Raw genomic sequence first — 26934 nt, 5'->3', positions numbered from 1 at the left:
GCGAAATCTCAACTCCCACAATAGGAATGGGTGGAGAAGTCGAGTGCCTGCTGGTAAAGCGGATCCAGCGAGCGGGCGGCGGTGACCGCAGTCTTCGCGTCGGCGAGCAAGCGGCCGCAGTCGGGGGAGTGCAGCACGGCCCACTGCATCGCTATCTGGTCGACCATCTCCGAGTTCAGTCGATCGATGGTCTCGCGCGACGAGGTCAGGTCAGGCGCGACGCCTGGCGCGGCCGCCGGATCGAGCTTCCACTGCGCGAATCGGGAGTACTCGAGCGCTTCGGTGGCATGCACCTGGTCGGTGAAGACCCCTCGGACGTAGTCGGGTTCAACGCCTTTGCGAGTGGCGTCGGCGGCAACGGCGGTCAGTACTTGCTCGACACGCGGTGGATCCTCGATCGAACCACCGGTGAGCCATTTGGTCGCCGCCACCGGTTCTGCTGTCTGAAGCCGTTGGGTAGCGGCGTCGATGAGGGCGAAAAGCGGGTTGGCATCGTCACCATCCGCCTGCGCGGTCACCGGCAGCACCGCGAGGGCCACCACAGCGCCTAATCCGGTCGCGCAGCGTCGAATCCGATCGAGAGGGGCCATTCGTCCATCATTGAGCAAACCGCTCCGCAACGCCGCCGTCCGCAATAAAATCTGCGTATCGGGTGTCAAGGGGGACAGCCATGACGGTCACGACGGAACCGACCAGCCTGTCGGCGCTGCTGAGGGAACTGGGGCTCAAGCAGGTATCGGTCGACAAGCAATTGCCAGTGCTTCGCGGCTGGCTCGCCAGCCACGTGCCCAGCCAGCCATTGCGAATCAGCTTGTGTACCAACGGCTATGGGTTACTTCTGCGCGAGGAGTCGGTCGCGCACAACTGAGTTCGCGAGCGCCTGCGCCTAGGGCGCGCGGTGCCGCGCGTCAGCCGCTTCCTGTTCGGCCGGCGTGACGACGAGCGCATCCGGACCGGGGTACACGGTCGCGATGTGATCGCTGCTCAGCCACCGCACCACATACGGCGGCGACCCGTCATCCGAGCGGACCTCGGTGATCACTCCGCGCTGATCATGCTGCTCGACCGTGGTTCCTTTGACCACCAAGTAATCGCCCACTTTGGCCTTCATCGCCCGCCCCTTTCATTCGCCGGTCGCGGGTTACACGCGATTTCGATTGTCCTCTCGTTGCGGTGTAACTGAGTCCCGATGGCGCGCGATTAATCCGTTGTCGGGACGACCGAAGTAGGACAATGAACATTTCTCACCAGGCAACAAGTAAATGGGTCCGCCGACTGACGGCGGCTTTCTTCGCGGCGGCGCTGCTGCCGGCACTGATCGGCATCACGGGTGGGACCCCGACCGCCAAGGCGGCGGTCGAAGTTCTCAGCGTTCCTTCGCCATCGATGGGTCGGGACATCACCGTGCAGTTCCAGGGCGGTGGCCCAAAGGCCGTCTACCTTCTGGACGGGCTGCGCGCCCGTGACGACCGCAACGGCTGGGATATCGAGACCGGCGCGTTCAGTTGGTTCGACGGCTCAGGCGTGTCAGTGGTGGCCCCCGTCGGCGGTATGTCCAGCTTCTACACGGACTGGTATCGGCCCGCCGTTGGCAACGGCACCACGCAGACCTATAAATGGGAAACCTTCCTGACCTCTGAGCTGCCCGCGTGGCTCGCGGCGAACAAGGGCGTCAGCCCGAGCGGCAATGCCGTCGTCGGCCTGTCGATGTCGGGGAGTGCGGCGCTGATCCTCGCTGCCTATCACCCGGGCCAATTCGTGTACGCGGGGTCGCTGTCCGGATTCCTCAACCTGTCCCGCGGGCTGTGGCCCGTGCTGGTGGGCATCTCGATGGGTGACGCGGGCGGCTTCAACGCGCTCGATATGTGGGGGCCCTATGGCGGGCCCGCCTGGCAACGCAACGACCCGATGCTGCAGATCGGCAGGCTGGTGTCCAACGGCACCCGCATCTGGGTGTACAGCGGCAACGGCAACCCGACCGATCTGGACGCCGGGCTGGGTAATGCGCAAATTCCCGCGCAGTTCCTGGAAGGCCTGACGATCCGCACGAACAAGGACTTCCAGGCGGCCTACACGCGAGCAGGCGGCAGCAACGGGGTGTTCAACTTCCCGCCCAACGGCACGCACAGTTGGGGTTACTGGGGCGGACAACTGCAGGCCATGAAGCCGGACATCCAGCGGGTGCTCGGCGCCGGGCCCACCGCCTAGAGATCTCGCGACCAGTACTCGCCGACGAGGTCGCGGCCGAAACTGTGGTGGGGCTCGCGGCGGTCGCACTGAAAGCCGGCACGGTCGTATATGCGCCGAGCGGCTAGTAGAACGTCGTTGGTCCACAAGGTGATTCGCCGGTAACCGGCGCTCCTGGCAAACCGCAGACATTCGTCGACCAGCCTGGTGCCGACGCCGGCCCCGCGCGCTGACGGCTCGACGAGGAGCAGTCGCAGCTGCGCGGTGTCCGCAGCGGCGGGATCGCTGGCGGCGGTGCAGAACACGCAGCCGACGCGCTCGCCGTCCAACTCGGCGATCCACGCCGCCTCGCGTTTGATGTCACCGCGGTCAGCAAAGTCGGCGACGATCCGCGCAACCAGGGCCTCGAACGTCGTGTCCCAGCCGTACTCGGTCGCATATCGATAACCGTGTCGCTCCACCACCCATCCGAGGTCACCCGGGGCCGGCGGGCGAAGCACGAGACCACGAACCCGGGTTTCGTCGCCAAGGGCGCGGCGAATCCGTCCCATCGAGGCGACGAGCTCGGCGCGCTGGCCGTCGTCGAGTGGCGCCAGCATCGTCGAGATCGCACCGGCCTGCAATCGATCCAGCTCGTCGAAGGCGCGCCTGCCATCCTCGGTCAGGCGCACCACCTGGCGACGGGCGTCGGCTTGCGACTTCTCTCTGGCCACGAGTCCGGACTCGGTGAAACCCGACAGGATGCGGCTCAGATAGCCGGCGTCGAGGTCGAGGTCGCGGCGGAGGTCGGCGACCGCAACCTCATCGTGGTGCGCCAATTCGAACAGCACCCTGGCCTCGGTCAGCCCGAACGCCGATCCGGCCAGATCTGGCCTGAGCAGGCCTAAAACCCGGGTGTAGAAGCGGTTGAATCCGCGGACATCGTCGACCACACCAATCATGGTTGACAGCGTCAAACAATCCTTTGATTCTGTCAACTATCGGGCGCTGAACAGGTCCTGAGAACCGTTCACATCGGCGTTGCGTACACTGCCCTCACGACGGGGGTGGCTCTCGAAACGCGCGGAGCCCGGTCCAACTCAATTACAAAGCCAAAGGCTCACCTTGCCAGATACCACGAGCGACACCCAGAACTTGAAGCCTCACTTCGAAGACGTGCAGGCGCACTACGACCTGTCCGACGAGTTCTTCCGGCTCTTTCTGGATCCGACGCAGACGTACAGCTGCGCCTACTTCGAGCGTGACGACATGACACTCGAAGAGGCGCAGATCGCGAAGATCGACCTGTCCCTCGGCAAGCTGGGCCTGCAACCCGGCATGACTTTGCTGGACATCGGCTGCGGGTGGGGCGCGACGGTGAAACGAGCGCTGGAGCGCTACGACGTCAACGTCATCGGCCTCACCCTGAGCCAGAACCAGAAGGCCCATGTCGAGAAGGTCCTCGCCGCATCGGACAGCCCGAGAAGCAAGCGCGTGCTGCTTCAGGGCTGGGAGCAGTTCGACGAGCCCGTCGACCGCATCGTGTCGATCGGCGCTTTCGAACACTTCGGCCGCGACCGCTACGACGACTTCTTCAAGAAGGCCTACCAGCTGCTGCCCGAGAACGGCGTGATGCTGCTCCACACCATCATCAAGCCGACCGACGAAGAATTCGCCGAGTCCGGGTTGCCGCTGACCATGAAGCTGCTGAAGTTCAGCAAGTTCATCATGGATGAGATCTTCCCCGGCGGGGACCTGCCGAAGCCGACGACCGTGCAGGAACACGCCGAGAAGGTGGGCTTCGAACTCACGCGTGCACAACGGCTTCGGCTGCACTATGCGCGGACGCTGGAGATCTGGGCGGCTGCACTCGAGGCGCGCAAGGACGAGGCGATCAAGATCCAGTCCCAAGAGGTGTACGACCGGTACATGAAGTACCTGACCGGTTGCGCCGAGCTATTCCGCGACGGTTACACCGACATCTGCCAGTTCACGCTCGAGAAGAACTAGGCGCCGGCACCGATCTTCTCGATCGCGTCGATGACGGCCTCGGGCGCGTCCAGCGACACGAATGTGCGCGCCTTGGGCACCTCGATCAATGCGCAATTCGGGAACTGCGCGGCGAGCCGCCTGCCCAGCGCCGGAGTGAACGCGCGGTCGCCCTGGCCCCAGACGATCGTCACGGGCTTGGTGAAACGTCCGAGCCGGGTCGAGACGTCGACCAGGTCGGTCTTCGCCACGTTGCGCAGGAGGGCGGCGAGATTGCGGCGGATCCGGGCATCGGTGCGCCCAGGCTCCAGCCAGGAAGCGGTCAGTTGGGGATCCGGACGCACGAGCAGCCCGAAGCCCAGCGGAGAGTGCCGCAGCGCCTTGACCCGCATCTGCTCGAACAGCAGCTTGATCGACACCGGCCCGCGCAGCAGCGCGAAGACGAGTGTGAACGGGAACGGGGGGAACTTGTCGAACGCGTCGCAGTTGGTCAGTACCAACCGACCGATTTTATCCGGGTATGCGTCGATGACGAGTTGGCACAGGCCCCCGCCGGTGTCGTTGCCGACAAGCGTGACGTCCGACAGGCCGAGTTGGTCGACGAAATCGCGGATCATCGTGGCCACACCCTGGGGCGAGAGTGCGCGCTCATCGCCGACCGGAATGGTGTGCGAGCCCAGCGGCCAGTTGGGTAGATAACAACGAAATCCGCGCTGTGCCAAGCCTTCTGCCACCCGGTCCCATAGCCGGCTGTCGACGAGGATGCCGTGCACGAACAACACCGGCGGGTGGGGGGAGTCCTCGGGACCCAACACGCGGTAGTCGATCGTTGCCTGGTCCAGCGCGATCTGCGGCATCTTCGCTATCCTTCCGATCAGACTTACAAACACTTAGTATGAAAGTTACGTGCAGCCAGTATGAAAGTCAACGACGAGTCGGTCGTCGAAACCCCGGCCAGGCGCACCCAGGCCGAGCGCACCGCAGCAACCCGGGCGGTGCTGATCGATGCTGCACGAAAGTTGTTCGCCGACAAGGGATTTGCCGAGGTCTCCACGCAGGCGATCGTCGCGGCGGCCGGGGTGACGCGGGGTGCGCTCTATCACCAGTTCGACGACAAGGCTGCGCTGTTCGCGGCGGTCTACGAGGACGTCGAACGTGATCTGGTAGCCGACATCGCCCAGCAGATCATGGCAGAACAACCGCCGGACCCGTTGGCGGCCATGCGCCTTGGCGCGCGATTGTTCCTCGATCGGTGTTCGGCCCCCGACGTGCAGCGCATCGTCCTGATCGATGCGCCCGCCGTCTTGGGCTGGGATCAATGGCGTGCCGTCGGAGTGAAATACGGCCTCGGCGTGATCGAGGGAATGTTGGCGCATGCGATCGCTGAGGGCGCCATCCCCGAACAGCCGCTGCGCCCGACCGCGCACGTCCTACTCGGGGCCCTCGACGAAGCCGCGCTGTTCGTCTCGCGCGCCGCCGACCCCGATCAAGCCCGCGAGCAGATGGACGCGGTGTGCGACCGGTTGATCAGCGGGATCGCGGGGCGGTAGGCAGCAGCAGAGCGCTGTCGCCGAATTCGTGCCACAGATATCCGGTCGCGATCGCCGCCTGGTACGCGGCGCCAACCAGCTCGGGACCCGCGATAGCTTCCAGCAACAGCAGGTGCGAGGCGCCCGCGTCGTGCCAGCCGGTGATCAGCCCGTCGACGACTCGGGCAGGACGCTGCGGCCCGAGCACCAGATCCGTCCAACCCGATGCGGCGTGCACCATGCCATCGGCGTCGGTCGCCGATTCGATCGCGCGCGTCGCCGTGGTGCCCACGGCGATCACCCGCGCTCCTGACGCGCGCGCCAGGTTGATCAGTCGCGCCGTCGAAGGCGGCACCTCGAACGCTTCTGCCCCCGGTGGTTCACCCGGCTCTGCCGACGACACGCCGGCGTGAAGCGTGATCGGCGTGATCACAATACCCGCCGCGACGAGCGATGCGACCAGTCGCGCACTGAAAGGCCTTGCTGCGCTAGCCATTTCGGCACTTCCCTGCCGGCGCGCGAACACCGTCTGATAGCTGCTCAGCGGCCAGGCTCGGGGCACATAGCCATACTTGATGGGCCGGCCGTATCTGGCGAGAAATGACATGACATCGCCTTCGATCGCCAAACGTGCGGTCCACAGCCGACTGCCTGCGATGCCCCGCCGCGGATAGGACGCGAGCACCACGAGCGCGGCGCCGTCAGGCAGCACGATCCGCTCGCCGGGCTCGACATCCGGAAGATGGCCGGTCGCGCCGGCGGCAGGTCGCAGTTCGACGACCCACACGTGATCGGCCAGCGCCGTCGAGAAGTGCACGGCGACCGGCGTGTTGTTGCGCATGCCGTCGACCGCAGCGGGCAGCGTCGCGGAGTTGTTCACGATCAGCACGTCGCCAGGGACCAGGTGGTCTCCGAGATCGGTGAACAGCCGATGGTGGACAGCGCCGGGCGTCGCGATCATCAGTTTGACCCCGTCGCGGGCAACGCCGCGGGCCTCGGGAGGCTCGGCGGCGTCTGAGCCTGGTGGCCGCTCGAAGCGGTTGTGTGGCATCGGGATTCTCATGCGTCGGCTCCGATGGAAACCAACTCCTGCGCACGGTAGCGGCCCGACGCGGGCCGGGTATCGAGGAGGCGCAGCAGCGCGGGCACGACGGACTCCGGATCGGGACGATCGGAGATGTCCTCGCCAGGGAAGGCCGCCTGGTGCATCTCCGTCCGCATGTCGCCTGGATCGAACGCGTACACCCCAAGGGCCGGGTGTTCGGCCGCCAGGATGGCACTGAGATGGTCGAGAGCCGCCTTTGACGAGCCGTAGCCGCCCCACCCCTCGTATGGTTCGACGGCCGCGTCGGAGCTGATGTTGACGATCGCCCCGCGACCGGCTGTCAGCGCGGGCAGTGCGGGCTGGATCAACTGAAGGGGAGCGAAGACGTTCGCGTCGTAGACGGCACGCAGATCGGCCGCCGAATAGTCGGCGAGCCGCGGTTGCGGGCTCGGCCCGAGCCGACTGGCGTTGTTGACGAGCAGTCGAAGCGGTGCGGCGGCCATGGCGGCGGCGACCAGTGCAGCCCTGTGCGCGGAATCTGTGATGTCGCCTGCAACAGTGATCAGGCGCTCGGAGTTCAGTTCCGCCGCGGTCGCCGCGAGGTCCTCAGTGCGCCTGGCGTCGGTGACGACGGTCCAGCCGCGGCCGAGCAGGGCCGTGGCCAGCGCCCGGCCGAAACCGCGGGAGCCGCCGGTGATGATCGCGACAGAAGAGATGTGTTGGGAAACAGTCATACTGGCATACTGATAGTTGAAGTGAACTTCAAGTCAAGAGCTGAGGTGCGCGCGATGGAAAGCCGAGATCTGCTGACTGTCAGTGAGGTGGCCGAGCGCAGCGGTTTCGCGCCGTCCGCGATCAGGTTCTACGACAAGCAGGGCCTGATCAACGCCACCAGGACCAGTGGCGGCCAGCGACGCTTCGAGCGAAACATGTTGCGGCGGTTGGCGTTCATTCGCGCGGCCCGCAACGTCGGATTGACCCTCGACGAGATCGCGGCCGCGCTCGAGATGCTGCCGGACAGTCGTACGCCAACGCGCGCGGACTGGACCCGGCTGTCGAAGGATTGGCGGCAGCGACTGGACGAGCAGATCGCCGGACTGATGGCCCTGCGGGACAAGCTGGATTCCTGCATCGGCTGCGGTTGCCTTTCGTTGAAGCGGTGCGTGATCTCGAACCCCGCCGACAGCGCGTCGGTTGCCGGTCCCGGCGCGGTGTACCTCCCGAAATCGTTGCGCCATCCGGCGTAGATTCGGTGCGGGGCCGAAATGAAAACCTTGCGCCGTTCGCAGCGATACGTGGTGCTGACACTGGCAGCACTGATAGTGATGTGCGCGGTCGCGGGTGTCCTGCTGTGGTTCACCGATCGACACGCAGGCGAGGTGCATGTCCAGGGCGAACCGATGACCGATGCCCAGGCGGCAGGACAAGTCGTGGCGTCCGCCAAGCAGATCGTCAGTGTCGCGCAATTACGGGATACCTCGGGCGGCTACGCGTTCGTGTCCTGCCAGAATTCGAACGAACCGCCCTACCAGGCCGCGGTGTATCTGAACTTCCGGTTGCCGCAGGACAATTCGGTGAAGTATCTGCGCGACGTCGCCGCTTCGCTGACCGCGCACGGCTGGGCACCCGCAGCGTCGACCAGCGAACACTTCGGCCAGAAGCTGACCAAAGACGGCGTGACGGCGATCATCTATCGCAGCGTCGACCAGACCGACTTCGCCACCATGCGCCTCTACGGCGAATGCCGCAACACCTCCGACCACCGCAGCGACAACCCTGTCTGGCGTGAAGTCACCGACCAACTCGGCTGACGCGCGTCAGCACAGGGATCGCTGAAGGAGCACGGTGTCCAGCCACCGGCCATGCTTGAAACCGACGGCGGTCAGCCGTCCGGCATCGATGAATCCGCGATTGCGGTGCAGCGCGAGGGAAGCCGCGCCGTCGGCGTCGGCGATCACCGCGATGACCTCGCGGATACCCGCGCTGGTGCAGTCGGTCAGCAGCGCGTCGAGCAACCTGCCGCCGATCCCGCGGCCGACCGCGTCGGCAGCGAGGTAGATCGAGTCCTCGACGGTGTAGCGGTAGGCGGGGCGGGTCTTCCACGGTGCGCAGTAGGCGTAGCCGGCGATCCGGCCGTTTAGCGTCGCGGTCAGAAATGGCAGTCCACGATCGGTGACCGACTGCAGCCGGTCTCGCCATTCGGATTGATCGGGTGCGTCGATCTCGAAGGTCGCCACGCCCGTTTTCACGTGGTGGGCGTAGATCGCACCGACGTCATCGAGGTCGTCGAAAGTGGTGGGCCGGATCGTGATATCGGTCTGGGGCACACCATATTCCGCGTCTTCAGCAGGCAACGGGATGCGACTCGCAATACGGCGTGGTGCCGGGGAAGCGGTAGCGATGGTCGGCGATCCACCGGTACACGGCGTTCTGGATGGACCGGATGCCGGGAACGCGGTAGATCCGCAGCGGCAGCCGTGTGCCGAGCGCGACCGAGAGCGCCGCGTTGATCGCCTCCGCGCCGCCGTATACCTCGCCGGATTCGTCCAGCCACCAGGACATGTCGAATAGGTGCGACGGGTCCACACCGAGGCGTTCTGCAACACCTGGTGCCTGGAACGGCTCCGTATGCAGATTTCCCGTCCGGTCGAGCTTGATGAGGAAATAGACCGACCGCGTACACATCCCGCAGGCTCCGTCGAAGTACAGCACACCGTTCATGCCTTCATTGTTCACCGCGGCGTCAGGTCAGTCACTGCCTGCTGCGCAGATATGACCGACGTCATCCTCAGCACTGTCTCACCTGCATACAGCGCCATCCGGTCCACCATCGAATCGGGCATTCCCATCGTCGGCGCCATCGGCGAGAACATCGGTAGACCGGGCCGCTGCAAGCCGAGCAGCGGCGCGATCGCCCGATCAGGAAGCCTGGCGAACTTTCCGCTGCCCGCATTGATCAGTCTCGGAACGACCTTGGCGCGCCCGTCGTCGCCGCACCACCGCCGCGTAGCAGCGTTGGGTACCACCCGGTGCGGCAGCGGCCAACCGAGCCCGAACAGCGTCGTACGAAACGTCTTGTCCGCCTTGAGAATACGGCTGACATACTCCGGATGGGGGCGTGCCTCGTCGGTCAGCAGGAAGCGGGTGCCCGCCACCACACCCGCGGCCCCGGCAGTCATGGCCGTCCGGGTGTCGTCGGCGGCGGCGATACCACCCGCCAGCAGCACCGGTCGGCCACGCGCGATCTCGAGCACGCGCGGCAGCAACTCGAGCGCCGGCGTCTTGCCTGCGATGTGTCCGCCCGCCTCGCAGCCCTGGGCGATCAGCCCGTTTGCGCCGCACACGCACGCCCGGCGCGCCTGCTCCTCGGTGCCGACCATGACGAAGACGAAGACGCCCTGCTCGGACAGCCGACGCAACATATCCCGGTCCATGCCGAACGCGATGACCGCCACGTCGATGCGCGCCTGCACGCACACGTCGACGTGGCTGCGGCGGACAAACGGCATCAACAGGTTGACCGCCACCGAACGGTGGGGGACCGCGTCGCGCACCTGACGGATCGCCTCCCGCAAGTCCGGCGGCGGAAGCAACCCGAGCGTGCCAAGGGCCCCGGCGGCGGCGACGGCAGCGGCCAGCTCGGGGCCTGCAAGGCCACCGCCCATTCCAGCCTGTGCCACCGGAACGTCGAGGCGGAGCCGATCTAGCAGGTCCACGAGCGCACGCTAACAGGCCCGCGGCGTGCGCTAGCCGTAAAGCTTGGCGAGAATTTCGCCGGCTTCGTCGTCCTCGAGCACCGGCGTGGCTGAGATCTGCATGTACTCCTGCCACTCGGAAACCAACGAGAAGACGCCCTTCGGGTCGGTCGCCTCGACCACCGAACAGCCCGAGCCGTTCAAGCCGAACCACCGGCCCAGCTGCGTGACGCCCTCCGGCGGTTTGCCACCGGTCTCCAGGAACCGTTTTGCTGCGGCCCGAGTCCCATCGGGTTCCAGCGTCCATTGAACGAGATATTTCATGTTTCGTTACCCCCTATGGTGGCTCCCTTGCGCGAGCCCCTACAGCAGTATGCGACCAGGTTCGGGTGAAGTTCGGCGATTGGGCAAGCTGCGAAGAGGGTGATTCCCGTTGCAACGGTCAACGCCGTCAACGCGGCTCGCTCAGCAGCCAATTCCCTTGGAGCGCACGGGGATACGGTGGGTTGCGTCCTAGCGGGCGGGCGGACCGGGCTTCGCCTGTGCGGCGTCGCGGCGCCGGGCGGCCATCCCCGCAAGCGCTTCGAACACCACGCGGTGCGCGGCGTTCACGGTCAACTCGGCGTGGTCGTAGGCCGGTGCGACCTCGACCACGTCGACGCCTGCGACGTCGTGTTCGTAGCAGAGTTGGCGCACCATCCGCAGCAGGTCCGCGCTGGTGATGCCGCCAGGTTCGGGCGTGCCGGTGCCGGGCGCGTGCGCAGGGTCCAGTACGTCGATGTCGACCGAGACGTAAAGCTTGTCTGCCTTGGCCAGCGCCTCGCTGACCGCATCACGCATCACCGCCTTGAACCCGCGGTCCCAGATCTCCTGCATGGTGTGCCATGTCATGCCCTGTTCGAGCATCCACTCAAAGGTGTCTTGCGGAGGCCAGTAGCCCCGCAGGCCGACCTGAACGAAATGGGTGCCGGGCACCGCGCCCGACTCGATGAGTCTGCGCATCGGCGTGCCGTGGCTGGCCAGGTTGCCTTCGATCTCGTCGGCGGTGTCGGCGTGCGCGTCGAAGTGCACGATGCCGACGTTGCCGTAACCATGCACGTCGGCCACCGCCGTCGCGGCGGGCCAGGTGATCGAATGGTCCCCGCCGAGGATGACGGGAACGATGCCACGCGACGCCACAGCGTGCACGCGTTCGCGAATGTTGTTGTGCGACACCTCGGTCTGGCCGTGCGGGCAGTAGGCGTCACCGAAGTCGACAACTTCCAGCCAGTCGAAGATCTCCAAACCGAGATCCAGATGATAGGTGCCGGGTTCGTAGGCCGTCGACCGGATCGCCCTTGGCCCGAACCGGGCACCGGGCCGGTTGGTGGTCGAGATGTCGAACGGCGCGCCGACGATCGCGGCGTCGGGGCGCCACGACTCCAGCTGCTCGACTTCTGTCAGAAACGGGCGGTGCCCGAACGACACCATGCCGGCATAGGCCAGTTCGAGTTGCTCGGCCATGCCGGGCGGGAGGTCGCGCTGGTGATCATGGTCGTGGCCCATCCGACGACCGTACCGTCCGGCGGGCCCACGTGTCGCAGCGTCGGCCGACGAACACGGCGGCGGCGATCGACTCACGATCCAGCCGCGCCCCGGCACGAAAACCGTTGCCGACCAACTCCATCCTCACGACTCCGGGAACGAGTAGGCAGCCCTTGCTGCGCACGCTCCGACCCGATCGCCGGCCATGTCAGGTGTCGGCGGCGAGGGCGTTGCGCAGCACCTCGGGGACCGGTCGCTTGGCCCAATCATCCGTGGAGACAACGACGTAAACGTTGTGGCCACGCACCGCGGCTTGCTCAGCGGAGTCGCCGTTACGTCGTTGCACCGTGAATGCGAGCGTGAAGCTCGTCGACCCGATCCGGTCGCATTGCACCGCGACCCGCACCGAATCGCGCCACCGAACCGGTGTCAGGTAATCGATGTCGCTGTGAACGACCTGCACGTCGTGGCCGGTCGCGATCAAGCCCGGATACGTGACGCCGAGGTGGTCGAGGAATCCGGTGCACGCCTCGTCGAACCAGGTGAGGTAATGGCCGTTGAACACCACGCCTTGTTGGTCGACTTCCGCGTAGCGCGGCACCACAGGCAACGAATACGCGCTCACCCCATCACCCTAGCGAGTTTGCTGTAGCCGCCATCCGGGGCGGTGAGCGACGCTACGATCTTCGCGTGGCAGGCGAGCAATGGCAGGCGCCGGCCCCGGCCAGCGACGGGCGCCAGGCACGGCAAAAACCGGAAGACACCGTCGAGCGGCGGATCACGTGGTGGCAGAGGGCCTTGCGATGGATCGCGTGGCTGACGTTCCTCGGACTCGCGGTCTCCAATTCCGGGAGCGTGTCCTTCTCGGCGCGCGAATGGCTGGGGTTGATCGCCGCTATCGGGATCACCATCTGGTGCATGGCGAAGCCGCTGGGCGGACCGAAGTACGAGCTGCTGGAGCCGACGCACCTGCTCGGCGCGTTCGTCTCGCGAACCAGTTGGGGTCTTGTGCTGTTCGGCGCGATCCTCACCGTTGGTGGGGCAGCGGGCTCGATGGCGGCGATCTACGACGTCTCCACCGGGCGGGCCAGCGTCGGCGAGGTGTTCAAGGACATCGCGATCTTCATCGAGGGCTGGATCGCTGAACTGATCGCGCCCACCTATGACGCCGAGCTCGAAAAGACACGCGCCTACGCATTGTTCGTGCTGCTGATTCCGGGATTGCTGCTGCTGTTCTTCAACCTCGTCCCGTTCTTCAAGCGCGGCACGGAGTTTCAGGTCCACCCCGACGGGTCGGTGACGGTGCGCAGTGGGGACAGCTGGGAACCGCTGATGGAGTACCAGTACTCGACAGTCACGGCCGACGGCACGACCATCGAATTCACCCCGCCGCCCGACGGTCCGCCTGCGATCGTGCTGCCGCAGGACCGGGTGTTCTCGCGCGAGTACGGTGCACGGCTGCCCGCCAAGGTCAGCGCCGAGTTCTTCCGGCGGCTGCTGGCGGGCAGGGGATTCGGGGTGCAGTCGGCGCCGTCGAGCAGTAGCTTCACCGCACAACGGAAGTGACGAGCGTCCGGTCGGGCAGACTGGTCGCGTGCAGCTGGTAAGCATCGATGACATCCGCGCGGCCGCGGAGCTGATCCGGCCCTATGTCCTGCGCACGCCGCTGGTTCCGGCAGGTTGGGCCGACGACGAGCGGCCGCTGTGGATCAAGCCGGAGAACCTGCAGTCGATCGGGGCCTTCAAGGTTCGGGGCGCCTTCAATGCGATCGGACATCTCGACGAATCCGTGCGCACCCGCGGCGTCGTCGCCTATTCGAGCGGCAACCACGCGCAGGCTGTTGCGTACGCCGCGGCGGTGTACGCCGTGCCCGCCCATATCGTCATGCCTCGCGAGACACCAGGCATCAAGGTCGAGGCGACCCGAAGCCACGGCGCCGAGGTGGTGTTGTGCGGTGCGGGCCAACGCGAAAAGGTTGCCGCCGAGGTGGTCGAGCGCACGGGCGGCGTACTTGTCCCGCCCTTCGACCACCCCGACATCATCGCCGGGCAGGGCACCATCGGCCTCGAGATCGCCGAGGATTTACCCGCGGTCGACAACGTGCTGGTGCCCGTCAGCGGCGGCGGCCTCGCGTCGGGCATCGGCACCGCGATCAAGGCGCTCTGCCCCGACGCGCGCGTCTTCGGCGTCGAACCGGAATTGGCGGCCGATACGGCAGACAGCCTTCGGCTTGGCCGTCGGGTGGACTGGTCGATCGAGGACAGGAACCGCACGATCGCCGATGGCCTGCGGTCGCAGCCGTCCGAGTTGACGTTCGCGCACCTGCAGCATGTGCTGGATGGCCTGATCACGGTGTCGGAGAACGAGATTCGCGCCGCCGTGCGTGAACTCGCGCATCGAGCGCACCTGGTGGCCGAACCGAGCGGCGCGGTCGCGCTGGCAGCCTACCGGCAGGGCACGACGCCGCCCGGTCGCACGGTGATGGTCCTGTCCGGCGGCAACATCGAACCGCCGATGCTGCGAGAGATTCTGGCGGGCTGAGTCAGGCGGAGACCGGGATCACCAAGGGGACGGCGATCTCACATTTCTGGTGCATCGAGTGCACCCACGCGTCCTGCTCGGCCGCGGCCTTCAGACAGCGGCGGCGGCCCGTCCAGCCGCAAGAGCACGTGGCAGTCGAATGCCCGAACCCGAAATTGTGCACGGCCACCACGCCTTGCGACAGGACGTCGGGGCCCGGGAAGTGCCCGACGTCGATTACATCACTCGGTGCAGCTACCGACATCAGTGCGCCTCCTACGTCGACCCGACCTCGTTGTCCTGTCAGACGCGCGAACTCGCGATCCGGTTCCCATGCTGAACCGGGTTGTGGGCGAATTCGGTTTCGGCCGGATAACGACTTGGCCACGCCGGGTTAGTGGACGCCCTCCATCAGCCTGCTGATCCACGGCCCGAGCGCGAACACCACGACGCCTGCGAGAATTGCGACGCCCCCGATGATCCCGAAGTAGCCGAATTCGCGGGCCGGATCATAGTAGCGGGCCAGCACTCCCGACATGGAGGTGCCAAGGCCGACCGAGAAGAAGTACAGCGCCATCATCTGAGCCCGAAACGCCTCTGGCGCAAGCTTTGTCGTGACCGACAGTCCGATCGGCGACAGCAGCAGTTCCGAGATCGCGAACACCGCCATGATTCCGACGACCAGCAGGGCCGGCACCGTCTTGCCGGTCGAAGAAGACATCGGCAGAAACAGCAGGAACGCCAAGCCCATTCCGATCACGCCGTAAGCGAATTTTCGCGGTGTGGTCGGCGCGCGGTTGCCCAGTCGCGTCCACATCATCGCGAAAAGCGGTGAGAGGACGATGATCCAGACCGGCTCGATCGAACCGATCCAGTTCGACGGAGCGGTCCACCCGAAGATCGACCAGTTCATCCGCTCGTCGGAGTACACCGCCAACACCGTGAAAATCTGCTGAAACAGCGACCAGAACACGGCGTTTGCGATGAACAGCGGAATGAACGCGCGCACCCGGGTCCGCTCGACTGCTGCCACCTTCGAACTCGTCAGCATCACCGCGAAATACGTGATCGATGCGGCGATGATCACGCCCGTCGTCACCTGAGAAAGGTTGGCCAGCTTCACCAACCCGGTGGCGAAGGCCGCCGCGACGACAGCCACACCCACGACTGCGATCCCGGCGACCCAACCAATAGCGCTGCGGGGCAACGGATTCGGTACGGTGCGGCCGTGCGTACCCAGATTGCGCCGAAATAGCACGTACTGAGCGAGGCCGAGTGCCATGCCAACCGCGGCTGCGCCGAAGCCATAGTGAAATCCAGCGCGGGTCTGCAGCAGACCGGTGATCAACGGCCCGATGAACGCACCAAGGTTGATCCCGAGATAGAACAGGGTGAAGCCGCCGTCGCAGCGCGCGTCACCCTTCTCGTAGAGTGTGCCGAGCAACGACGAGGCATTCGCCTTCAACGCGCCGGAGCCGAGCGCGACAAGGACCAGGCCGACCGCGACGCCGGTCAATCCCGGCAGGATCGCGAGGGCGATATGGCCGCACACGACGACTACACCGCCGTAGAACACCGTGCGCTCCATGCCGAGGAGCCGGTCGGCGATCCAGCCGCCGAGCACCGTCGACAGGTAGACGAGCCCGCCATAGGCGCCGACGATGCCGGTCGCCGTGGCCTTGGGCAGCGCCAGGCCGCCCTCGGTCACCGAGTAATAGAGGTAATAGCCGAGGATGGTGAGCATCCCGTAGAACGAGAAGCGCTCCCATAACTCGACTCCGAAGAGGTTGACCAAGCCAACCGGGTGGCCGAACAGTGTGCGTTCGGCGGAGCCGCCTTCCGTCTGTTCAACTGCTGTCATGTGGGGGAGGATGCCACGCCGCCGATCGCTTCGTGGCCGATAACGTCCACCTATTCGTGGGCAAAGGGGGTACTAGGTGATGGGCAGGAGTTTCATGCGGCACAGCACATTTCGGCATCCGGATAGTCGGTCCGGGCGCCACGCCCGACGAGCCCCGACCAACGGGTGCAGGTAGTGTCACCCCGATAGGTGGACGTCCGAAGGGATGTGAGTGGACGCCGTACTCGGCTTATCGGTAACGCCGTCTGCCGTCGGCCTCGTTCTCGTCGAGGGGCAGGACGCCGACGGCGCCACCGTGGACCGCGATGCATTCGAGGTCGGGGTTCGCGGTCGGTGCAGTGCCCTGCAGACCTCAGAACAAGCGGCCGCAGCAGTATTACGCAGTGAGGCGATCGCCGCGACGCATGGTCACCGGCTGCATTCCATCGGTGTGACGTGGAGTGACGACGCCAACGCCGAGGCCTCGCTGCTGCTGAAGTCGCTGAGCGATTCCGGTTTCGACAATGTCGTCGCGGTGCGCCTCCCCGAGGCGACAGAGGCGTTGGCGCGCGGGATCGCCGAGGTCATCGGCTATGGCACCACCGCGGTGTGCGTGCTCGAGCCTGAGACGGTGATCGCGTTGATCGTGCATCTGCGCGACGGCTCGGTGCAGACCTCGGTCAACCGCAGGATCGTCACCGAAGAAGACCTGGTCCGGTGGCTGAGCACCCTGTTCACCCGCGCCGACTGGCAGCCAGAGGCCCTCGTGATGGTTGGGTCCGGCGGCGATGACGAGCTGATGCCGATCCTGGAACGGGCACTTTCGGTGCCGGTCTTCGCGCCGGCAGAAGCCCAGCTGGCCCTCGCGCGTGGCGCGGCGATGGCATCTGCGCAGAATGTCGAGTCCAGCTTCGTCGACGAGGCCCATCAGTTCGAGGCCCATCACTTCGAGCAGCAAAAACCCGAGGAGCGCCGGCGTCGGCCGCGGGGACAGACCGGCCCGCTGGCTCTACTGGTCGCGGGGGTGCTGACGTTCACCGTTTCGGCGTCGGTCGCGGTCAGCCTGCAGCTGGTGCCCAAGAAGGAGACGGCCTCCTCCGAACCGCAACCCGCGGCCAAGGTCTCTCCCGAGCCACCCGCCGTCGTCACTCAGATGCAGGCGCCGCTCCCGGTCACTCCACCAGTCGTCGAGCCCCCATCGGAGGTCGTCCCTGCGGAGGCACCGCCGACACCGGCCTCCAGCGAGACTCCGGTCGGCCTTCCCGACGTCACCGGCGCGGCCGCAGGCGAGCCGCCCGTCGAAGCTGTTCCTGCCGACCCTGCAGCGGCCCCGCCTCCTGAGAGCGCTCCGCTGGCGCCCGAGCAGCTGCCCCCGCCGGTGGCACCCGTGACGACCGAACGCCCCGGCATCATCAGCCGGATCAGGGACCGGCTGCATCGGGACGACGAGGGAGCCCCGGCTGCCGACGCCCCACTCCCGGCCGCGCCGGCAGAGCCGTTACCCGCGCCACCGCCTGGGGACGCCCCTCCGGTGCTGCCGCCCGGCTGATCGGCATACCGACGCGCGCTGTAGCTACGATGCGCCGGCGCGACATGCGGATGCGCGCTGACTTGCGGTTACCCGATGTCGCAGCACAAGCCATCTAGGATGAAAGCTTGCTGACCGCCCATCACGGAGGAATGTCAAAATTGCGTAGAGCCGTTCGAAATCTGCTTGCCGTGGTGGGCATTACAGCGATCGCGACCGCCGGGTCCGTCGCCACGAGTGCGGCCAGCGTCCCCACGCCTACCGAAGTGGTCAGCATTTCGCCGAAACCCGGCCAGAAGGTAGGGGTGGCGATGCCGGTGACGGTGACGTTCGCGCAGTCCATCGCCGACCGCGTGGCCGCCGAGCGCACCATCTCGTTCACCTCGCCCGCCACCCCCGCAGGCTCGTTCACATGGCTGAATGACCGTGTCGTGCAATGGAATCCGAAGGGATTCTGGCCCGCTCATTCGAATATCATCGTGACAGCAGGCGGCGCCAAGACGTCGTTTGAATCCGGGGCGGCCACCGTGGGCGTCGCCGACATCGATGCGCACACCTTCACCGTCAGCATGGACGGCCAAGTCGTTCGCACCATGCCCGCCTCGATGGGCAAGCCAAGACACCCAACCCCGATCGGATCGTTTTCTGCGCTGGAGAAGCAGGCCAGCGTGGTGATGGACTCGCGCACCATCGGCATTCCGCTGTCCGATCCGGAGGGCTACAGGCTGACCGTCAGCGACGCCGTGCGGGTCACCTGGGGCGGGGTCTACGTGCACTCCGCGCCGTGGTCGGTGGCCTCACAGGGCAATTCGAACGTCAGCCACGGCTGCATCAATCTCAGCCCCGAAAACGCCGACTGGTACTACAACACCGTCAACATCGGTGACCCGATCATCGTTCAGCAATAGCGTGCAGGTTCTTCGCGGTCGGTGAGGTCGCGACGGTCGCGATATCGGGGTAGGTGCCGAGCACGCGATCGGCGGTGCCCGAACTGGTGACAGTGAACCAGTAGTGCTCGTTCTTGTAGTGGTGATTGCGGTGGTTGCGCCAGATAGCGCGGTACACAGTGGTTTTCGGCTTGTAGTCGCTGTGGATGAGATAGTGGGTCCACTCGTAGACCATACCCATCGCGGCGATGATGACCAGATAGGTCAGCCCCATCCCGAGTCGTGGAAAAGCCAGCAGCGCAACGGCAACCGTAAGCGGAAGCACCCACGACACCAACGACTTCCAAGGGATGAAGATCAACGGAACGCTACGCGGGTCGACGTGATGCGCCCGGTGTTCACGGGAGAGCAGCGGATCGATGGTCAGCGGACCGAGACGCTTTGGGCGCCAATGCAAGACGAACACGTGAATGATCCACTCGAAGAACGGAAACACCGCGATCATCACCAGCGGCACCAACGCGTCGGTGATCTGCCAATCTCCGACCGCGACCCGCGCGGTCAGGGCCGCGACCAATACGGCGCCAATCATCCACGGGGACGGGTGTTTCCAGAATTCGCGGCCTGCGTCGGCGAGCGTGAAACCTCTGCGCGTGGACCGCTCGGACGTGGTGGTCAACGTTGCTCCTCCAGGTTGTCGATAACGGTAAGCAGCCCGACGGTCGCGGGCTCGAGTAGGTCCTGCGCGGCTTTGCGTGCCCGCGCAGGATCACCCGCCGTGATGGCGTCGGCGAGTTCGCGATAGGCCGCAGGTCGACCGACCTCGTCGGCCATCACGGTGGCCAGCGCGGCGAGGGCGGGCTCATAGGTGGCGCGAAGCGTGTTGTACATCAACCGAAACGCGATCGAGTCCGCGCCGTCGACCACGTGGTCCCAGAACACCAGCGCGAGCCGCTGTTGCTCGACGGGGTCCTTCTCGTCGGCCAGCTTCTGCAGCACGTCGTCGAACAGCGCAGCCAGTTGCGGGTCTCGCCGCGCTGCCGCGAGCTCGGCGACCTTGGGCCCGTTGTGAAGTCGCGTCTCCAGGATGCTGCGCACAACGGACAGGTCGAGCTCGCCGCCGCGGATCAGCAGGCGAGGGAGCAGGTCGAGACCGGCGTGGCGGCGAAAGTCGCGCACGTGCGTGGCGTCGCCCTGACGCACCTCCACCAGGCCGGCTGCAGTCAGCCGCTTGAGCGCCTCGCGCACCGCGGGCCGGGACACCCCGAGCACCTCGGCGAGCCTGCGCTCGCTGGGCAAGGTCTCGCCCGGCTGCATCTCACCGCTGAGCACCTCGGCGACGATCTGGTCGAAGACGTCCTCGGGCACGGATCGCCGGTTGACAGGTTGCAACGCCATACGGCCACCATGCCAGGCAGATGGCCAGGGGTCAAGTGGTCTTACCAGTTGCTGTTAGGCCCTGGCGAGCTGTGCCTTCATCGCCTCGGCCAGCGCGAGCATGCCGGACATCGGGCGCACCATGACCATGAGTTCGCTGATCGCGCCGTCCTCGTCGAGTTGGATGAAGTCGCATCCCTCGACGTGCCTGTCACCGACGCGGGTCTCGAACACCAGCGCGTGATCACGCGCATCCGCGGCGCCGATTTCGCGCGTATAGCGGAAGTCCTCGAACACCGCCATGACCGCCTCCAACAGCCGGCCCACTGCGTCGCGGCCCTGATACGGCTTGAAGACGGCCGGACTGCGAAACACCACGTCTTCGCGCATCAAGGCGACTGCGGCATCCAGATCACGGGCTTCGATTGCGCGACGGAAGGGGTGCACCACTTGACCACCTCATTAGTCAACAAGTTGAATAGGTGCAAACGATACTAAGCGTTGTCCGGGAGGCCGTCTAGATGGCGTTGCGTCACGCACTGCTCGCCGCGTTGCTGGAGGGCGAGGCCTCGGGGTACCAGCTCGCCAAGCGCTTCGACGTATCAGTCGCTAACTTCTGGTCGGCCACCCCGCAGCAGCTCTATCGCGAACTCGACCGCGTCGAAGCCGAGGGCCTGGTCCACGCCCGCCTGGTGCGCCAGCAGCGGCGGCCTGACAAGAGGGTGTTCACGCTGACCGACGCCGGACGGGCTGAGCTGCACCGGTACACCGCCGCCCCGGCCAAGCCGGTGGCGATGCGCGACGAGCTGCTGGTCAAACTGCAAGCCGTCGACGTCGGCGACGCGCCCGCTGTCACCAAGGAACTGATGGCCCGGCTAGAGCGTGCCCGCGCGAAGTTGGCCACCTACGACCGTCTGCTCGCCGACATGCTCGACGGCCGCGACGAACACGCGTTCACGCGCGACTCCGACCGGATCGGGCCCTATCTGACGCTGATGGGCGGGCGGATGTATGAGCAGACGAACATCAACTGGTGCACCGCGGCACTCGAGGTGCTCAGCACTGAGCGTCGATCCGGAACGTCGCGGTGACGTCCTTGCTCGGGTTGTCGGCGAAGTTGCCGTCGGCGGACCCGGTGATGGTGTACTTGCCGCCGGTGCCGCTCACCTCGGCCTTCCCGATGTCGCCCCATGAGGTACCGGAGAAGCCGCTGAAGTCACGGAAGTCGACCGACTTGACGCTGACCTTGTCGCCGGTGTCGATGACCGCGGTGAAACCCTTCGCTTTGTCGGGGGTTTCGATGGTCCACGCCCACCCCGTCTGAGAGCAGGTCACCGCGTGCGGGTTGCCGGTGTCCTTACCGTCGATCGTCACCTTCGCCGTCGTTCCGCCAAGCGCGGGCGGCTGCCCGCCGCAGCCGGCCAGTCCGAGAGCGAGCACCGCCGCGGTCACCGCAATGTGTCGGGTCTGCATGTGGCCAGACTCTATTACCCGCGCAGTGCTGCGGCGGTCGTTTCGTCCGCGGGAAGAAACGCCTCGATGCTCAGCTCCGCTGCGGTCAGGTCCAACGCGGTGCCGAAGGTCGTGACGGTACTCAGGAACGTGAGCACCTGCCCGTCGGCGCCGTAGAGCTCAAGAGGCACCGCGACGCCGCCGAGTTCGCGGGTCTCCTCGAAACCGCCCGGGTAGGACTCGATCTCGTCGAGCAGCCCAGACAGCTCGCTCGACCCGCTGACCGAAACCTCGCGACGCAGCCGCTCGATGAGGTGGTGGCGCCACTGGCCGAGATTGCGAATGCGCGGCGCCATCCCTTCGGGGTGCACCGCGATTCGCAACGCGTTCGGTCGCTCGAGCAGATGCGGGGCGACGCCATCGAGCAACACAGCGGCGCCTGCGTTGGCTTGCACGATCTGCCAGCCGCGGTCGACGACCACGCAAGGAAATGGGTTGTACGCGTTGAGGACTCGCTCGACGCCCGCGCGCACGGCGCCCATGTCGGGGTCGTCCAGCGGGCGTTCGCGGTAGACCGGTGCCAGCCCGGCGGCCATCAGCAGTTGGTTCTGCTCGCGTAGCGGCACGTCGAGCACGCCGGCCAGCCGCAGCACCATGTCGCGGCTGGGCGCCGACCTGCCCGTCTCGATGAAACTGACGTGGCGAGCCGATACGTCGGCCTCGATCGCGAGGTCGAGTTGCGAGAGCCTGCGGCGCTGCCGCCACTGACGCATCAGCGAACCGAACGGCGGGCTGGAGACTTGCGCGACGGTGGTCACGCGCCAAGTGTTGCGTACCGCGGGGGAGCGCAGCCACTACCTGAGAGGTAATTGCGGCGCCTACCTCAGCCCAGCACCGCGCGAGCCGCTGATCCGCAGGGAAAGCCGGCGGCGCTGTCCGCCCAGTGCCCCACCACCGGGACCAGGGACGGCCGGTAGGCAAGAACTGCTGCGGCGATTATCACGCCCATGTCGTGCTGAGAGACACGCTGCTCACCGGTACTGACTATCGAAGCCACACTGGCGTCGTCCTGCGGGGCGGCGCTCAGTTGGTCCACGAGCTCATGAGCCCAAGCGACCATCGCGTCGGGATTGGGGGAGGCCACGCCGTTCTGGTCGAGCAAGTGCAGATAGGACGCGTCGGCCGGGGTGTTGGGGGCGGCCGACGCCAGCACCGGAGCGCCGACCATCAGGCCGAGCACCGCTGCCAAGAGTGCTACCGCCGTTTTCAGAACAGTCATGGTGTTCTCCCTGATACCACCGTGCCAACATCGCGGGCGAAGCGCCACAGTCACTACGTCTCAGGTAATTGCGCCGCTTACCTCAGGGCAGGACAGTCAAGACATGTCCGATCAGGAGATTCCCCGGTGGTTGCGCTTCGTGCTGATCTCGGACCGCGCGGGATCGGCGTGGTACATCGGCGCAGGCTTCTTCTTCGCCCCGGCACTGGCCGTGCTGTCGCCGTGGCCGACGCTCACCGCGGCGTGCTGGGTGATGATCGGCCTGGCCGGGTTGTGGCTCGGACTGCTCGGCATCGCGATGGCCACCGGTCTGGCGATCGTGCTGCGAACCGGCGCCGAAATACCAGAGGACTACTGGCGGTCGATCATCGACTATCCGGCTAGTGCGCCATCGCGTGTTTCCCGGTGTAGTCCACCTGCCAGTGCTTGATTCCGTTGAGCCAGCCAGATCGGAGCCGTTCGGGCGGTGAGATCGGCGTGAGGTTCGGCATCTCGTCGGCGATCGCGTTGAAGATCAAGTCGATTGTCATCCGCGCCAGGTTCGCGCCGACGCAGTAGTGTGCGCCGGTTCCGCCGAATCCCACGTGCGGGTTGGGATCTCGCAGGATGTTGAACGTGTACGGATCGTCGAAGACGTCCTCGTCGAAATTGGCCGAACGGTAGAAGATCACCACACGTTGGCCCTTCTTGATCTGCACGCCCGAGAGCTCGGTGTCCTCCAGCGCGGTGCGCTGGAACGACGTCACCGGGGTGGCCCAGCGGACGATCTCGTCGGCCGCGGTCGCAGGGCGCTCCTTCTTGAAAAGCTCCCACTGGTCCGGGAATTCGGTGAACGCCATCATGCCCTGGGTGATCGAGTTGCGCGTCGTCTCGTTGCCTGCGACCGCAAGCAGAATGACGAAGAAGCCGAACTCGTCGTCGGTGAGCTTGTGTCCCTCGACATCGGCCTGGACGAGTTTGGTGACGAGGTCGTCGCCCGGATTCGCGCTTCGCTGCGCGGCCATCTGCATGCCGTACATGATCAGTTCGATCGACGCCGCCATCGGGTCGTTGCCGCCGAACTCCGGATCCTGGTCCCCGACCATCTGATTCGACCAGTCGAAGAGCTTCTTGCGGTCCTCCTGCGGGACGCCCATCAGGCCTGCGATCGCCTGCAGCGGAAGCTCAGCCGACACCTGCTCGACGAAATCACCGGAGCCCTCGGCTGCGGCTTCCTTGACGATGTTGTGTGCCCGCTCGCGAAGCTCGTCGCGCAGCGACTCGACGGCACGCGGGGTGAATGCGCGCGAGATGATCTTGCGCAGGTGCGTGTGGTGCGGCGCGTCCTGATTGAGCAGCACGACTTTTCCCCGCTCCAACGACTCGGGGTCGGCATCCTCGCGGTATCGCGGTAGTGCGGTCTGCTTGTTACTGGAGAACACGTCGCTGCGCAGCGACACCTCCTTGACGTCCTTGTGTTTGGTCACCACCCAATACCCGGTGTCGCCGAAGGCGCGATACTCCTCGCCTCGTTCGTGCCACCAGATCGGCGCCACCTTGCGCATGTGCGCCAATTCCTCGATGGGCAGGCGTTCGGCGTAGACGTCTGGATCGGTGAAATCGAAACCGGGTGGGAGGTCCGGAGACGGCATAGATTCACTCCTGGTGGTGAGATTGTCTAGTGCTCTAACGCATTGCTACACCACAGATAGGGAGCGGTGCGGCGGGTTAGGCGAATCTCCAAGTGAAACGTGTTCCCGAAACGGGAAAATCTAATTAACCGCTTCGTCACAGCAACCCCAGATGTAACAATTTTGTCAGCCAGACGGAAGCACCTAGTAGCAACGCGCTATCCGGAAGGGGGCACGGGTGAGGACGAAGAGCGGAGCAACAACCACGCTCGCTGTGGCGTCGGGCGCACTAGGAGTCATCGCAGCGATGACCTTCGGCGCGCCGACTGCGCTGGCCGACCCCGTCCCGCTCATTCCCGGACCCCCTCCGGCGCCGGCCGAACCGGCGGCCCCCGCGCCAGGACCGGCGCCTGGGCCGGCGCCTGATGCCACCGTGCAATCCGCCGCCGGCACGCTGCCGACCCCGCCCGACGGCATACAGCACCTGTCGAGCCCGGACAACCTGCCGCCCGGCACGACTGACGTCCCCGATCCGCAGCAGGGCGGTTCGTATCTTCGCGACCTCTGGCACGCGTACCAAACCCAGGAAATCACCGGGCGCGATGCGCTGCTGCTTCTCGCACAGCGACCGATGGCGTCGAATACGGCACCGCCCGCGGGCATGCCCGCGAATCCGGCCCCACCGCTGGCACCCGGCGCCGCGCCGCCGCCTGCACCGGAACCTGAACCGGCGCCTGCGCCGCCGCCACCGCTGTTCCCGTGGCTGGCCCCGGCGCCCGAGCCCGCGCCTACGTCCTGAGTCGCCGGCCGGCCTGAGCCAGGATGTCGCGCACGACGCGAACGTGCACCGGTTCGGTGACCGCCCATACCGCTCGCGCGATCAGATTGCGCTGCGCCACGAACGTCGCGAAAAGCAGTGCGTCGTCTTGTTTCCTGAGCAGCAACTCGCCGGGCATTCCAATGCGCGAGTCGGCGCCCAGAAGAACATGATCGGGCACTGAGCGGCGAACATCCCACCCGAGCACCGCACCCTGCGACCCGCTGCTCACCTTCAGCCCGATCGTCGACCACCCGGACAGCAGCTGAGTTCGGACGGCCAGCGAAGAACCCTCGAGAACTTCGCGGATCAAATCCTCGGCGTCCTCGTCGCGACGCGAACCGACATCGAATAGAAACGCGTCGCAATAGTCGATGCGGGGCAGCGTGCTCAACGCCCGTACCGAGGATGGCACATCGATTTGCCGGACTTCAGCGGTCATCGGTGTGCTCCTGCAACCGACCAGGCGCGCCCGATGTCGCGCAACATCAGCGGATAGACGACTAGGTGACGAAACGGGGCGATCGCCGTCAGATAAGCAGCCCCGAGAGCCCCGTTCGGTTTGACCAGGACTGCCATCTGGCCGCGGTAGCCACCTGTTTCGTCGGCCACCCAGCCGATGTGCATGAGCCCGTGCACGGTCTGGTTTGCCATCTCGAGCGCAAGCTCGTTGTGTGTGAGGTACAGCGGTGTGAACAGGTGGGCGTCCAAATCACTTGGGGGATCGGCTAAATCGGATGGCAGCCGATCGCGGAGGCTTCCGACCCGCACGCCCAGACCCGTTTCCTGGTCGTCGAGGCCGAACATGCGGCCCAGTGTCCAGCGGATCGCGAACAGCGCTCGCACCACGACGGATGTCTCGGCCGGATCGAAGTCAGTCATCAGCCGGACCAACCGCGGAAAGTCGTCCGGGCCGCCCGGCGTGGGCAAGGCCCATACGTCAAGGACGCGAAAGTCCTTGGCGATCTCATGAATTCGCCACGGCCGTCTGGTGTGCTCAGCGGTGGCCAGGTGCGTAGAACCAAACATACAGTACTGTATGCTTGACGACGAACAGCAGTCAAGCCCCCGATCGAAATGGGAGAGGTGATGGTCGCCCAGATCCGCACACCCCACAGCACGTGGATCGACGCCGGACTGCAGGCGCTGGCGGCGGGCGGCCCCGATGCGGTGCGGGTAGACCTGCTCGCAAAGGCCCTCGGCGTCACCCGCGGCGGCTTCTACCACCACTTCGCCGGCCGCCAAGTGTTCCTCGACGCGCTGCTCGACGCATGGGAACAGCGCTGCACCGACGACGTGCTGGCGCGTGTCGAGGAGGAGGGCGGCGACGCCAGAGCCAAGGTCCGCAGGGCAGGCATGCTGACCTTCTCGCGCGAACTGCTGCCGATCGACCTGGCGGTGCGCGACTGGGCCCGCCGCGACAAGTCGGTAGCCCGGCGGTTGCGGCGCGTCGACAACCGGCGCATGGATTATCTGCGCGCGCTGATCGGCACATTCAGCGACGATCCCGACGAAATCGAGGCACAGGGGATGCTTGCCTTCTCGCTGGCTATCGGCAGCCACTTCATCGCGGCCGATCACGACGGGCGCAGCCGGCAGGAGGTGCTGGAGCGGGCGACCCGGCGGCTGTTGGCCTAGTTACGATCGGCCCGATTTCGCGATCCGTGCGCAGTTT

37 protein-coding genes are annotated in these 26934 nt (G+C 65.9%); 14 read left to right on the top strand and 23 right to left on the bottom strand.

All coding sequences use genetic code 11. The annotated features are described in order from the left end of the window. Positions 1-8: 8 nt before the first annotated feature. Positions 9-590, bottom strand: a complete 582-nt coding sequence (locus J3E61_RS31110) for a chorismate mutase (protein ID WP_210086499.1) — start codon at positions 588-590, stop codon at positions 9-11. A gap of 80 nt (positions 591-670) precedes the next feature. Between J3E61_RS31110 and J3E61_RS31105 the strand changes: the two genes are divergently transcribed. Continuing rightward, positions 671-868 (top strand): hypothetical protein, encoded by a 198-nt coding sequence (locus tag J3E61_RS31105; RefSeq protein ID WP_192722747.1) that lies wholly within the window; start codon positions 671-673, stop codon positions 866-868. An 18-nt stretch (positions 869-886) separates the two neighbouring features. Here J3E61_RS31105 and J3E61_RS31100 read toward each other — a convergent pair whose 3' ends face one another. After that, a complete protein-coding gene (locus tag J3E61_RS31100) occupies positions 887-1111 on the bottom strand; it encodes a DUF1918 domain-containing protein (protein WP_192722748.1) in 225 nt (74 codons plus the stop codon). Positions 1112-1233: 122 nt separating this feature from the next. Between J3E61_RS31100 and J3E61_RS31095 the strand changes: the two genes are divergently transcribed. Continuing rightward, the gene (locus J3E61_RS31095) at positions 1234-2208 is read left to right on the top strand and encodes an esterase family protein (RefSeq protein WP_210086498.1); all 975 of its coding nucleotides are present in this window, start codon (positions 1234-1236) and stop codon (positions 2206-2208) included. On the opposite strand, the gene J3E61_RS31090 is transcribed toward J3E61_RS31095, so the two are convergent. Beyond that, positions 2205-3128: a MarR family transcriptional regulator gene (locus J3E61_RS31090; protein ID WP_210086497.1), complete on the bottom strand. Its 924-nt coding sequence runs from the start codon at positions 3126-3128 to the stop codon at positions 2205-2207. The genes J3E61_RS31095 and J3E61_RS31090 overlap by 4 nt on opposite strands. Positions 3129-3291: 163 nt before the next feature. On the opposite strand from J3E61_RS31090, the gene J3E61_RS31085 reads away from it, so the two are divergent. Next, positions 3292-4176, top strand: a complete 885-nt coding sequence (locus J3E61_RS31085; RefSeq protein ID WP_192722751.1) for a class I SAM-dependent methyltransferase — start codon at positions 3292-3294, stop codon at positions 4174-4176. On the opposite strand, the gene J3E61_RS31080 is transcribed toward J3E61_RS31085, so the two are convergent. Next, complete coding sequence (locus tag J3E61_RS31080) at positions 4173-5012, bottom strand: alpha/beta fold hydrolase (protein WP_192722752.1); 840 nt, start codon at positions 5010-5012, stop codon at positions 4173-4175. The two genes, J3E61_RS31085 and J3E61_RS31080, sit on opposite strands and share 4 nt — an antisense overlap. A gap of 60 nt (positions 5013-5072) precedes the next feature. Between J3E61_RS31080 and J3E61_RS31075 the strand changes: the two genes are divergently transcribed. Next, positions 5073-5705, top strand: coding sequence for a TetR/AcrR family transcriptional regulator (locus J3E61_RS31075; RefSeq protein ID WP_210086496.1), 633 nt, complete (start codon positions 5073-5075; stop codon positions 5703-5705). On the opposite strand, the gene J3E61_RS31070 is transcribed toward J3E61_RS31075, so the two are convergent. Beyond that, complete coding sequence (locus tag J3E61_RS31070) at positions 5683-6747, bottom strand: S-adenosylmethionine:tRNA ribosyltransferase-isomerase (protein WP_210086495.1); 1065 nt, start codon at positions 6745-6747, stop codon at positions 5683-5685. The genes J3E61_RS31075 and J3E61_RS31070 overlap by 23 nt on opposite strands. Continuing rightward, positions 6744-7463, bottom strand: coding sequence for an SDR family NAD(P)-dependent oxidoreductase (locus J3E61_RS31065; protein WP_210086494.1), 720 nt, complete (start codon positions 7461-7463; stop codon positions 6744-6746). Before J3E61_RS31065 ends, J3E61_RS31070 begins: the two co-directional genes overlap by 4 nt. A 54-nt stretch (positions 7464-7517) precedes the next feature. Here J3E61_RS31065 and soxR point away from each other — a divergent pair, with 54 nt between their 5' ends. Beyond that, positions 7518-7976 (top strand): redox-sensitive transcriptional activator SoxR, encoded by a 459-nt coding sequence (gene soxR, locus J3E61_RS31060; RefSeq protein ID WP_192722756.1) that lies wholly within the window; start codon positions 7518-7520, stop codon positions 7974-7976. Positions 7977-7994: 18 nt separating this feature from the next. Continuing rightward, positions 7995-8540 (top strand): hypothetical protein, encoded by a 546-nt coding sequence (locus tag J3E61_RS31055; RefSeq protein ID WP_210086493.1) that lies wholly within the window; start codon positions 7995-7997, stop codon positions 8538-8540. 6 nt (positions 8541-8546) lie between these two features. Here the strand turns inward: J3E61_RS31055 and J3E61_RS31050 are convergent, their stop codons facing one another. The 6 genes from J3E61_RS31050 to J3E61_RS31025 all read right to left on the bottom strand — a co-directional run bounded on the left by J3E61_RS31050 (position 8547) and on the right by J3E61_RS31025 (position 12573). Continuing rightward, positions 8547-9056, bottom strand: coding sequence for an N-acetyltransferase (locus J3E61_RS31050; protein WP_210086492.1), 510 nt, complete (start codon positions 9054-9056; stop codon positions 8547-8549). Between the two features lie 16 nt (positions 9057-9072). After that, positions 9073-9450, bottom strand: coding sequence for a DUF393 domain-containing protein (locus tag J3E61_RS31045; protein WP_192722759.1), 378 nt, complete (start codon positions 9448-9450; stop codon positions 9073-9075). An 11-nt stretch (positions 9451-9461) separates the two neighbouring features. Continuing rightward, positions 9462-10445 carry a nitronate monooxygenase gene (locus J3E61_RS31040; protein ID WP_210086491.1) on the bottom strand — a complete coding sequence of 328 codons (984 nt, stop codon included), beginning with the start codon at positions 10443-10445 and terminating at the stop codon, positions 9462-9464. A 30-nt stretch (positions 10446-10475) separates the two neighbouring features. Next, a complete protein-coding gene (locus tag J3E61_RS31035; protein WP_192722761.1) occupies positions 10476-10748 on the bottom strand; it encodes a DUF3303 family protein in 273 nt (90 codons plus the stop codon). Between the two features lie 189 nt (positions 10749-10937). Next, on the bottom strand, positions 10938-11969 hold the full coding sequence (gene speB / locus J3E61_RS31030; RefSeq protein ID WP_192722762.1) for an agmatinase: 1032 nt from the start codon (positions 11967-11969) through the stop codon (positions 10938-10940). A gap of 187 nt (positions 11970-12156) precedes the next feature. After that, positions 12157-12573, bottom strand: a complete 417-nt coding sequence (locus tag J3E61_RS31025) for an acyl-CoA thioesterase (RefSeq protein ID WP_210086490.1) — start codon at positions 12571-12573, stop codon at positions 12157-12159. A 65-nt stretch (positions 12574-12638) separates the two neighbouring features. Between J3E61_RS31025 and J3E61_RS31020 the strand changes: the two genes are divergently transcribed. Both J3E61_RS31020 and J3E61_RS31015 read left to right on the top strand, forming a co-directional pair. Continuing rightward, complete coding sequence (locus J3E61_RS31020) at positions 12639-13514, top strand: hypothetical protein (RefSeq protein ID WP_210086489.1); 876 nt, start codon at positions 12639-12641, stop codon at positions 13512-13514. A 28-nt stretch (positions 13515-13542) separates the two neighbouring features. Continuing rightward, a complete protein-coding gene (locus J3E61_RS31015; RefSeq protein ID WP_210086488.1) occupies positions 13543-14490 on the top strand; it encodes a threonine/serine dehydratase in 948 nt (315 codons plus the stop codon). A gap of 1 nt (position 14491) precedes the next feature. Here the strand turns inward: J3E61_RS31015 and J3E61_RS31010 are convergent, their stop codons facing one another. Together J3E61_RS31010 and J3E61_RS31005 are read right to left on the bottom strand one after the other, a co-directional pair. After that, a complete protein-coding gene (locus J3E61_RS31010) occupies positions 14492-14734 on the bottom strand; it encodes a hypothetical protein (RefSeq protein WP_210086487.1) in 243 nt (80 codons plus the stop codon). Between the two features lie 129 nt (positions 14735-14863). Next, positions 14864-16330: an MFS transporter gene (locus J3E61_RS31005; protein WP_192722767.1), complete on the bottom strand. Its 1467-nt coding sequence runs from the start codon at positions 16328-16330 to the stop codon at positions 14864-14866. 211 nt (positions 16331-16541) lie between these two features. Between J3E61_RS31005 and J3E61_RS31000 the strand changes: the two genes are divergently transcribed. Next, the gene (locus tag J3E61_RS31000) at positions 16542-17858 is read left to right on the top strand and encodes a hypothetical protein (protein WP_192722768.1); all 1317 of its coding nucleotides are present in this window, start codon (positions 16542-16544) and stop codon (positions 17856-17858) included. A gap of 140 nt (positions 17859-17998) precedes the next feature. Further along, positions 17999-18745 (top strand): L,D-transpeptidase family protein, encoded by a 747-nt coding sequence (locus J3E61_RS30995; protein ID WP_192722769.1) that lies wholly within the window; start codon positions 17999-18001, stop codon positions 18743-18745. Here J3E61_RS30995 and J3E61_RS30990 read toward each other — a convergent pair. From J3E61_RS30990 to J3E61_RS30980, 3 genes are read right to left on the bottom strand one after another with little or no spacing between them, the layout of a single operon-like run. After that, entirely contained in the window at positions 18729-19403 is a 675-nt protein-coding gene (locus J3E61_RS30990) for a sterol desaturase family protein (RefSeq protein WP_210086486.1), read from the bottom strand. The genes J3E61_RS30995 and J3E61_RS30990 overlap by 17 nt on opposite strands. Next, positions 19400-20122, bottom strand: coding sequence for a GntR family transcriptional regulator (locus J3E61_RS30985; protein WP_192722771.1), 723 nt, complete (start codon positions 20120-20122; stop codon positions 19400-19402). The genes J3E61_RS30990 and J3E61_RS30985 overlap by 4 nt, the downstream gene beginning before the upstream one ends. 54 nt (positions 20123-20176) lie before the next feature. Then, positions 20177-20551, bottom strand: coding sequence for a nuclear transport factor 2 family protein (locus J3E61_RS30980; RefSeq protein ID WP_210086485.1), 375 nt, complete (start codon positions 20549-20551; stop codon positions 20177-20179). Positions 20552-20622: 71 nt separating this feature from the next. On the opposite strand from J3E61_RS30980, the gene J3E61_RS30975 reads away from it, so the two are divergent. After that, positions 20623-21192, top strand: a complete 570-nt coding sequence (locus tag J3E61_RS30975) for a PadR family transcriptional regulator (protein WP_210086484.1) — start codon at positions 20623-20625, stop codon at positions 21190-21192. Here the strand turns inward: J3E61_RS30975 and J3E61_RS30970 are convergent. From J3E61_RS30970 to J3E61_RS30960, 3 genes are all read right to left on the bottom strand, one after another. Then, the gene (locus tag J3E61_RS30970) at positions 21158-21574 is read right to left on the bottom strand and encodes a lipoprotein LpqH (RefSeq protein WP_192722774.1); all 417 of its coding nucleotides are present in this window, start codon (positions 21572-21574) and stop codon (positions 21158-21160) included. The genes J3E61_RS30975 and J3E61_RS30970 overlap by 35 nt on opposite strands. A 14-nt stretch (positions 21575-21588) precedes the next feature. Continuing rightward, positions 21589-22326 carry a helix-turn-helix domain-containing protein gene (locus tag J3E61_RS30965; RefSeq protein ID WP_192723850.1) on the bottom strand — a complete coding sequence of 246 codons (738 nt, stop codon included), beginning with the start codon at positions 22324-22326 and terminating at the stop codon, positions 21589-21591. A 110-nt stretch (positions 22327-22436) separates the two neighbouring features. Beyond that, positions 22437-22832: a DUF732 domain-containing protein gene (locus J3E61_RS30960; protein ID WP_210086483.1), complete on the bottom strand. Its 396-nt coding sequence runs from the start codon at positions 22830-22832 to the stop codon at positions 22437-22439. 103 nt (positions 22833-22935) lie between these two features. Here J3E61_RS30960 and J3E61_RS30955 point away from each other — a divergent pair, with 103 nt between their 5' ends. Next, the gene (locus tag J3E61_RS30955; protein ID WP_210086482.1) at positions 22936-23262 is read left to right on the top strand and encodes a hypothetical protein; all 327 of its coding nucleotides are present in this window, start codon (positions 22936-22938) and stop codon (positions 23260-23262) included. Here the strand turns inward: J3E61_RS30955 and J3E61_RS30950 are convergent. Then, positions 23213-24463, bottom strand: a complete 1251-nt coding sequence (locus J3E61_RS30950) for a cytochrome P450 (RefSeq protein ID WP_210086481.1) — start codon at positions 24461-24463, stop codon at positions 23213-23215. The genes J3E61_RS30955 and J3E61_RS30950 overlap by 50 nt on opposite strands. Positions 24464-24680: 217 nt before the next feature. On the opposite strand from J3E61_RS30950, the gene J3E61_RS30945 reads away from it, so the two are divergent. Then, positions 24681-25241, top strand: a complete 561-nt coding sequence (locus tag J3E61_RS30945; RefSeq protein ID WP_192722778.1) for a hypothetical protein — start codon at positions 24681-24683, stop codon at positions 25239-25241. Here J3E61_RS30945 and J3E61_RS30940 read toward each other — a convergent pair. Next, on the bottom strand, positions 25231-25701 hold the full coding sequence (locus tag J3E61_RS30940) for a hypothetical protein (protein WP_210086480.1): 471 nt from the start codon (positions 25699-25701) through the stop codon (positions 25231-25233). The two genes, J3E61_RS30945 and J3E61_RS30940, sit on opposite strands and share 11 nt — an antisense overlap. Beyond that, entirely contained in the window at positions 25698-26288 is a 591-nt protein-coding gene (locus J3E61_RS30935; RefSeq protein ID WP_210086479.1) for a DUF2867 domain-containing protein, read from the bottom strand. The genes J3E61_RS30940 and J3E61_RS30935 overlap by 4 nt, the downstream gene beginning before the upstream one ends. A gap of 60 nt (positions 26289-26348) precedes the next feature. Between J3E61_RS30935 and J3E61_RS30930 the strand changes: the two genes are divergently transcribed. Further along, complete coding sequence (locus J3E61_RS30930) at positions 26349-26897, top strand: helix-turn-helix transcriptional regulator (protein WP_210086478.1); 549 nt, start codon at positions 26349-26351, stop codon at positions 26895-26897. Positions 26898-26934 lie beyond the last annotated feature (37 nt).

The organism is Mycobacterium sp. OAE908, assembly GCF_017872775.1.
Lineage (GTDB): Bacteria > Actinomycetota > Actinomycetes > Mycobacteriales > Mycobacteriaceae > Mycobacterium.
This window is presented reverse-complemented; position numbering and strand designations above follow the sequence as displayed.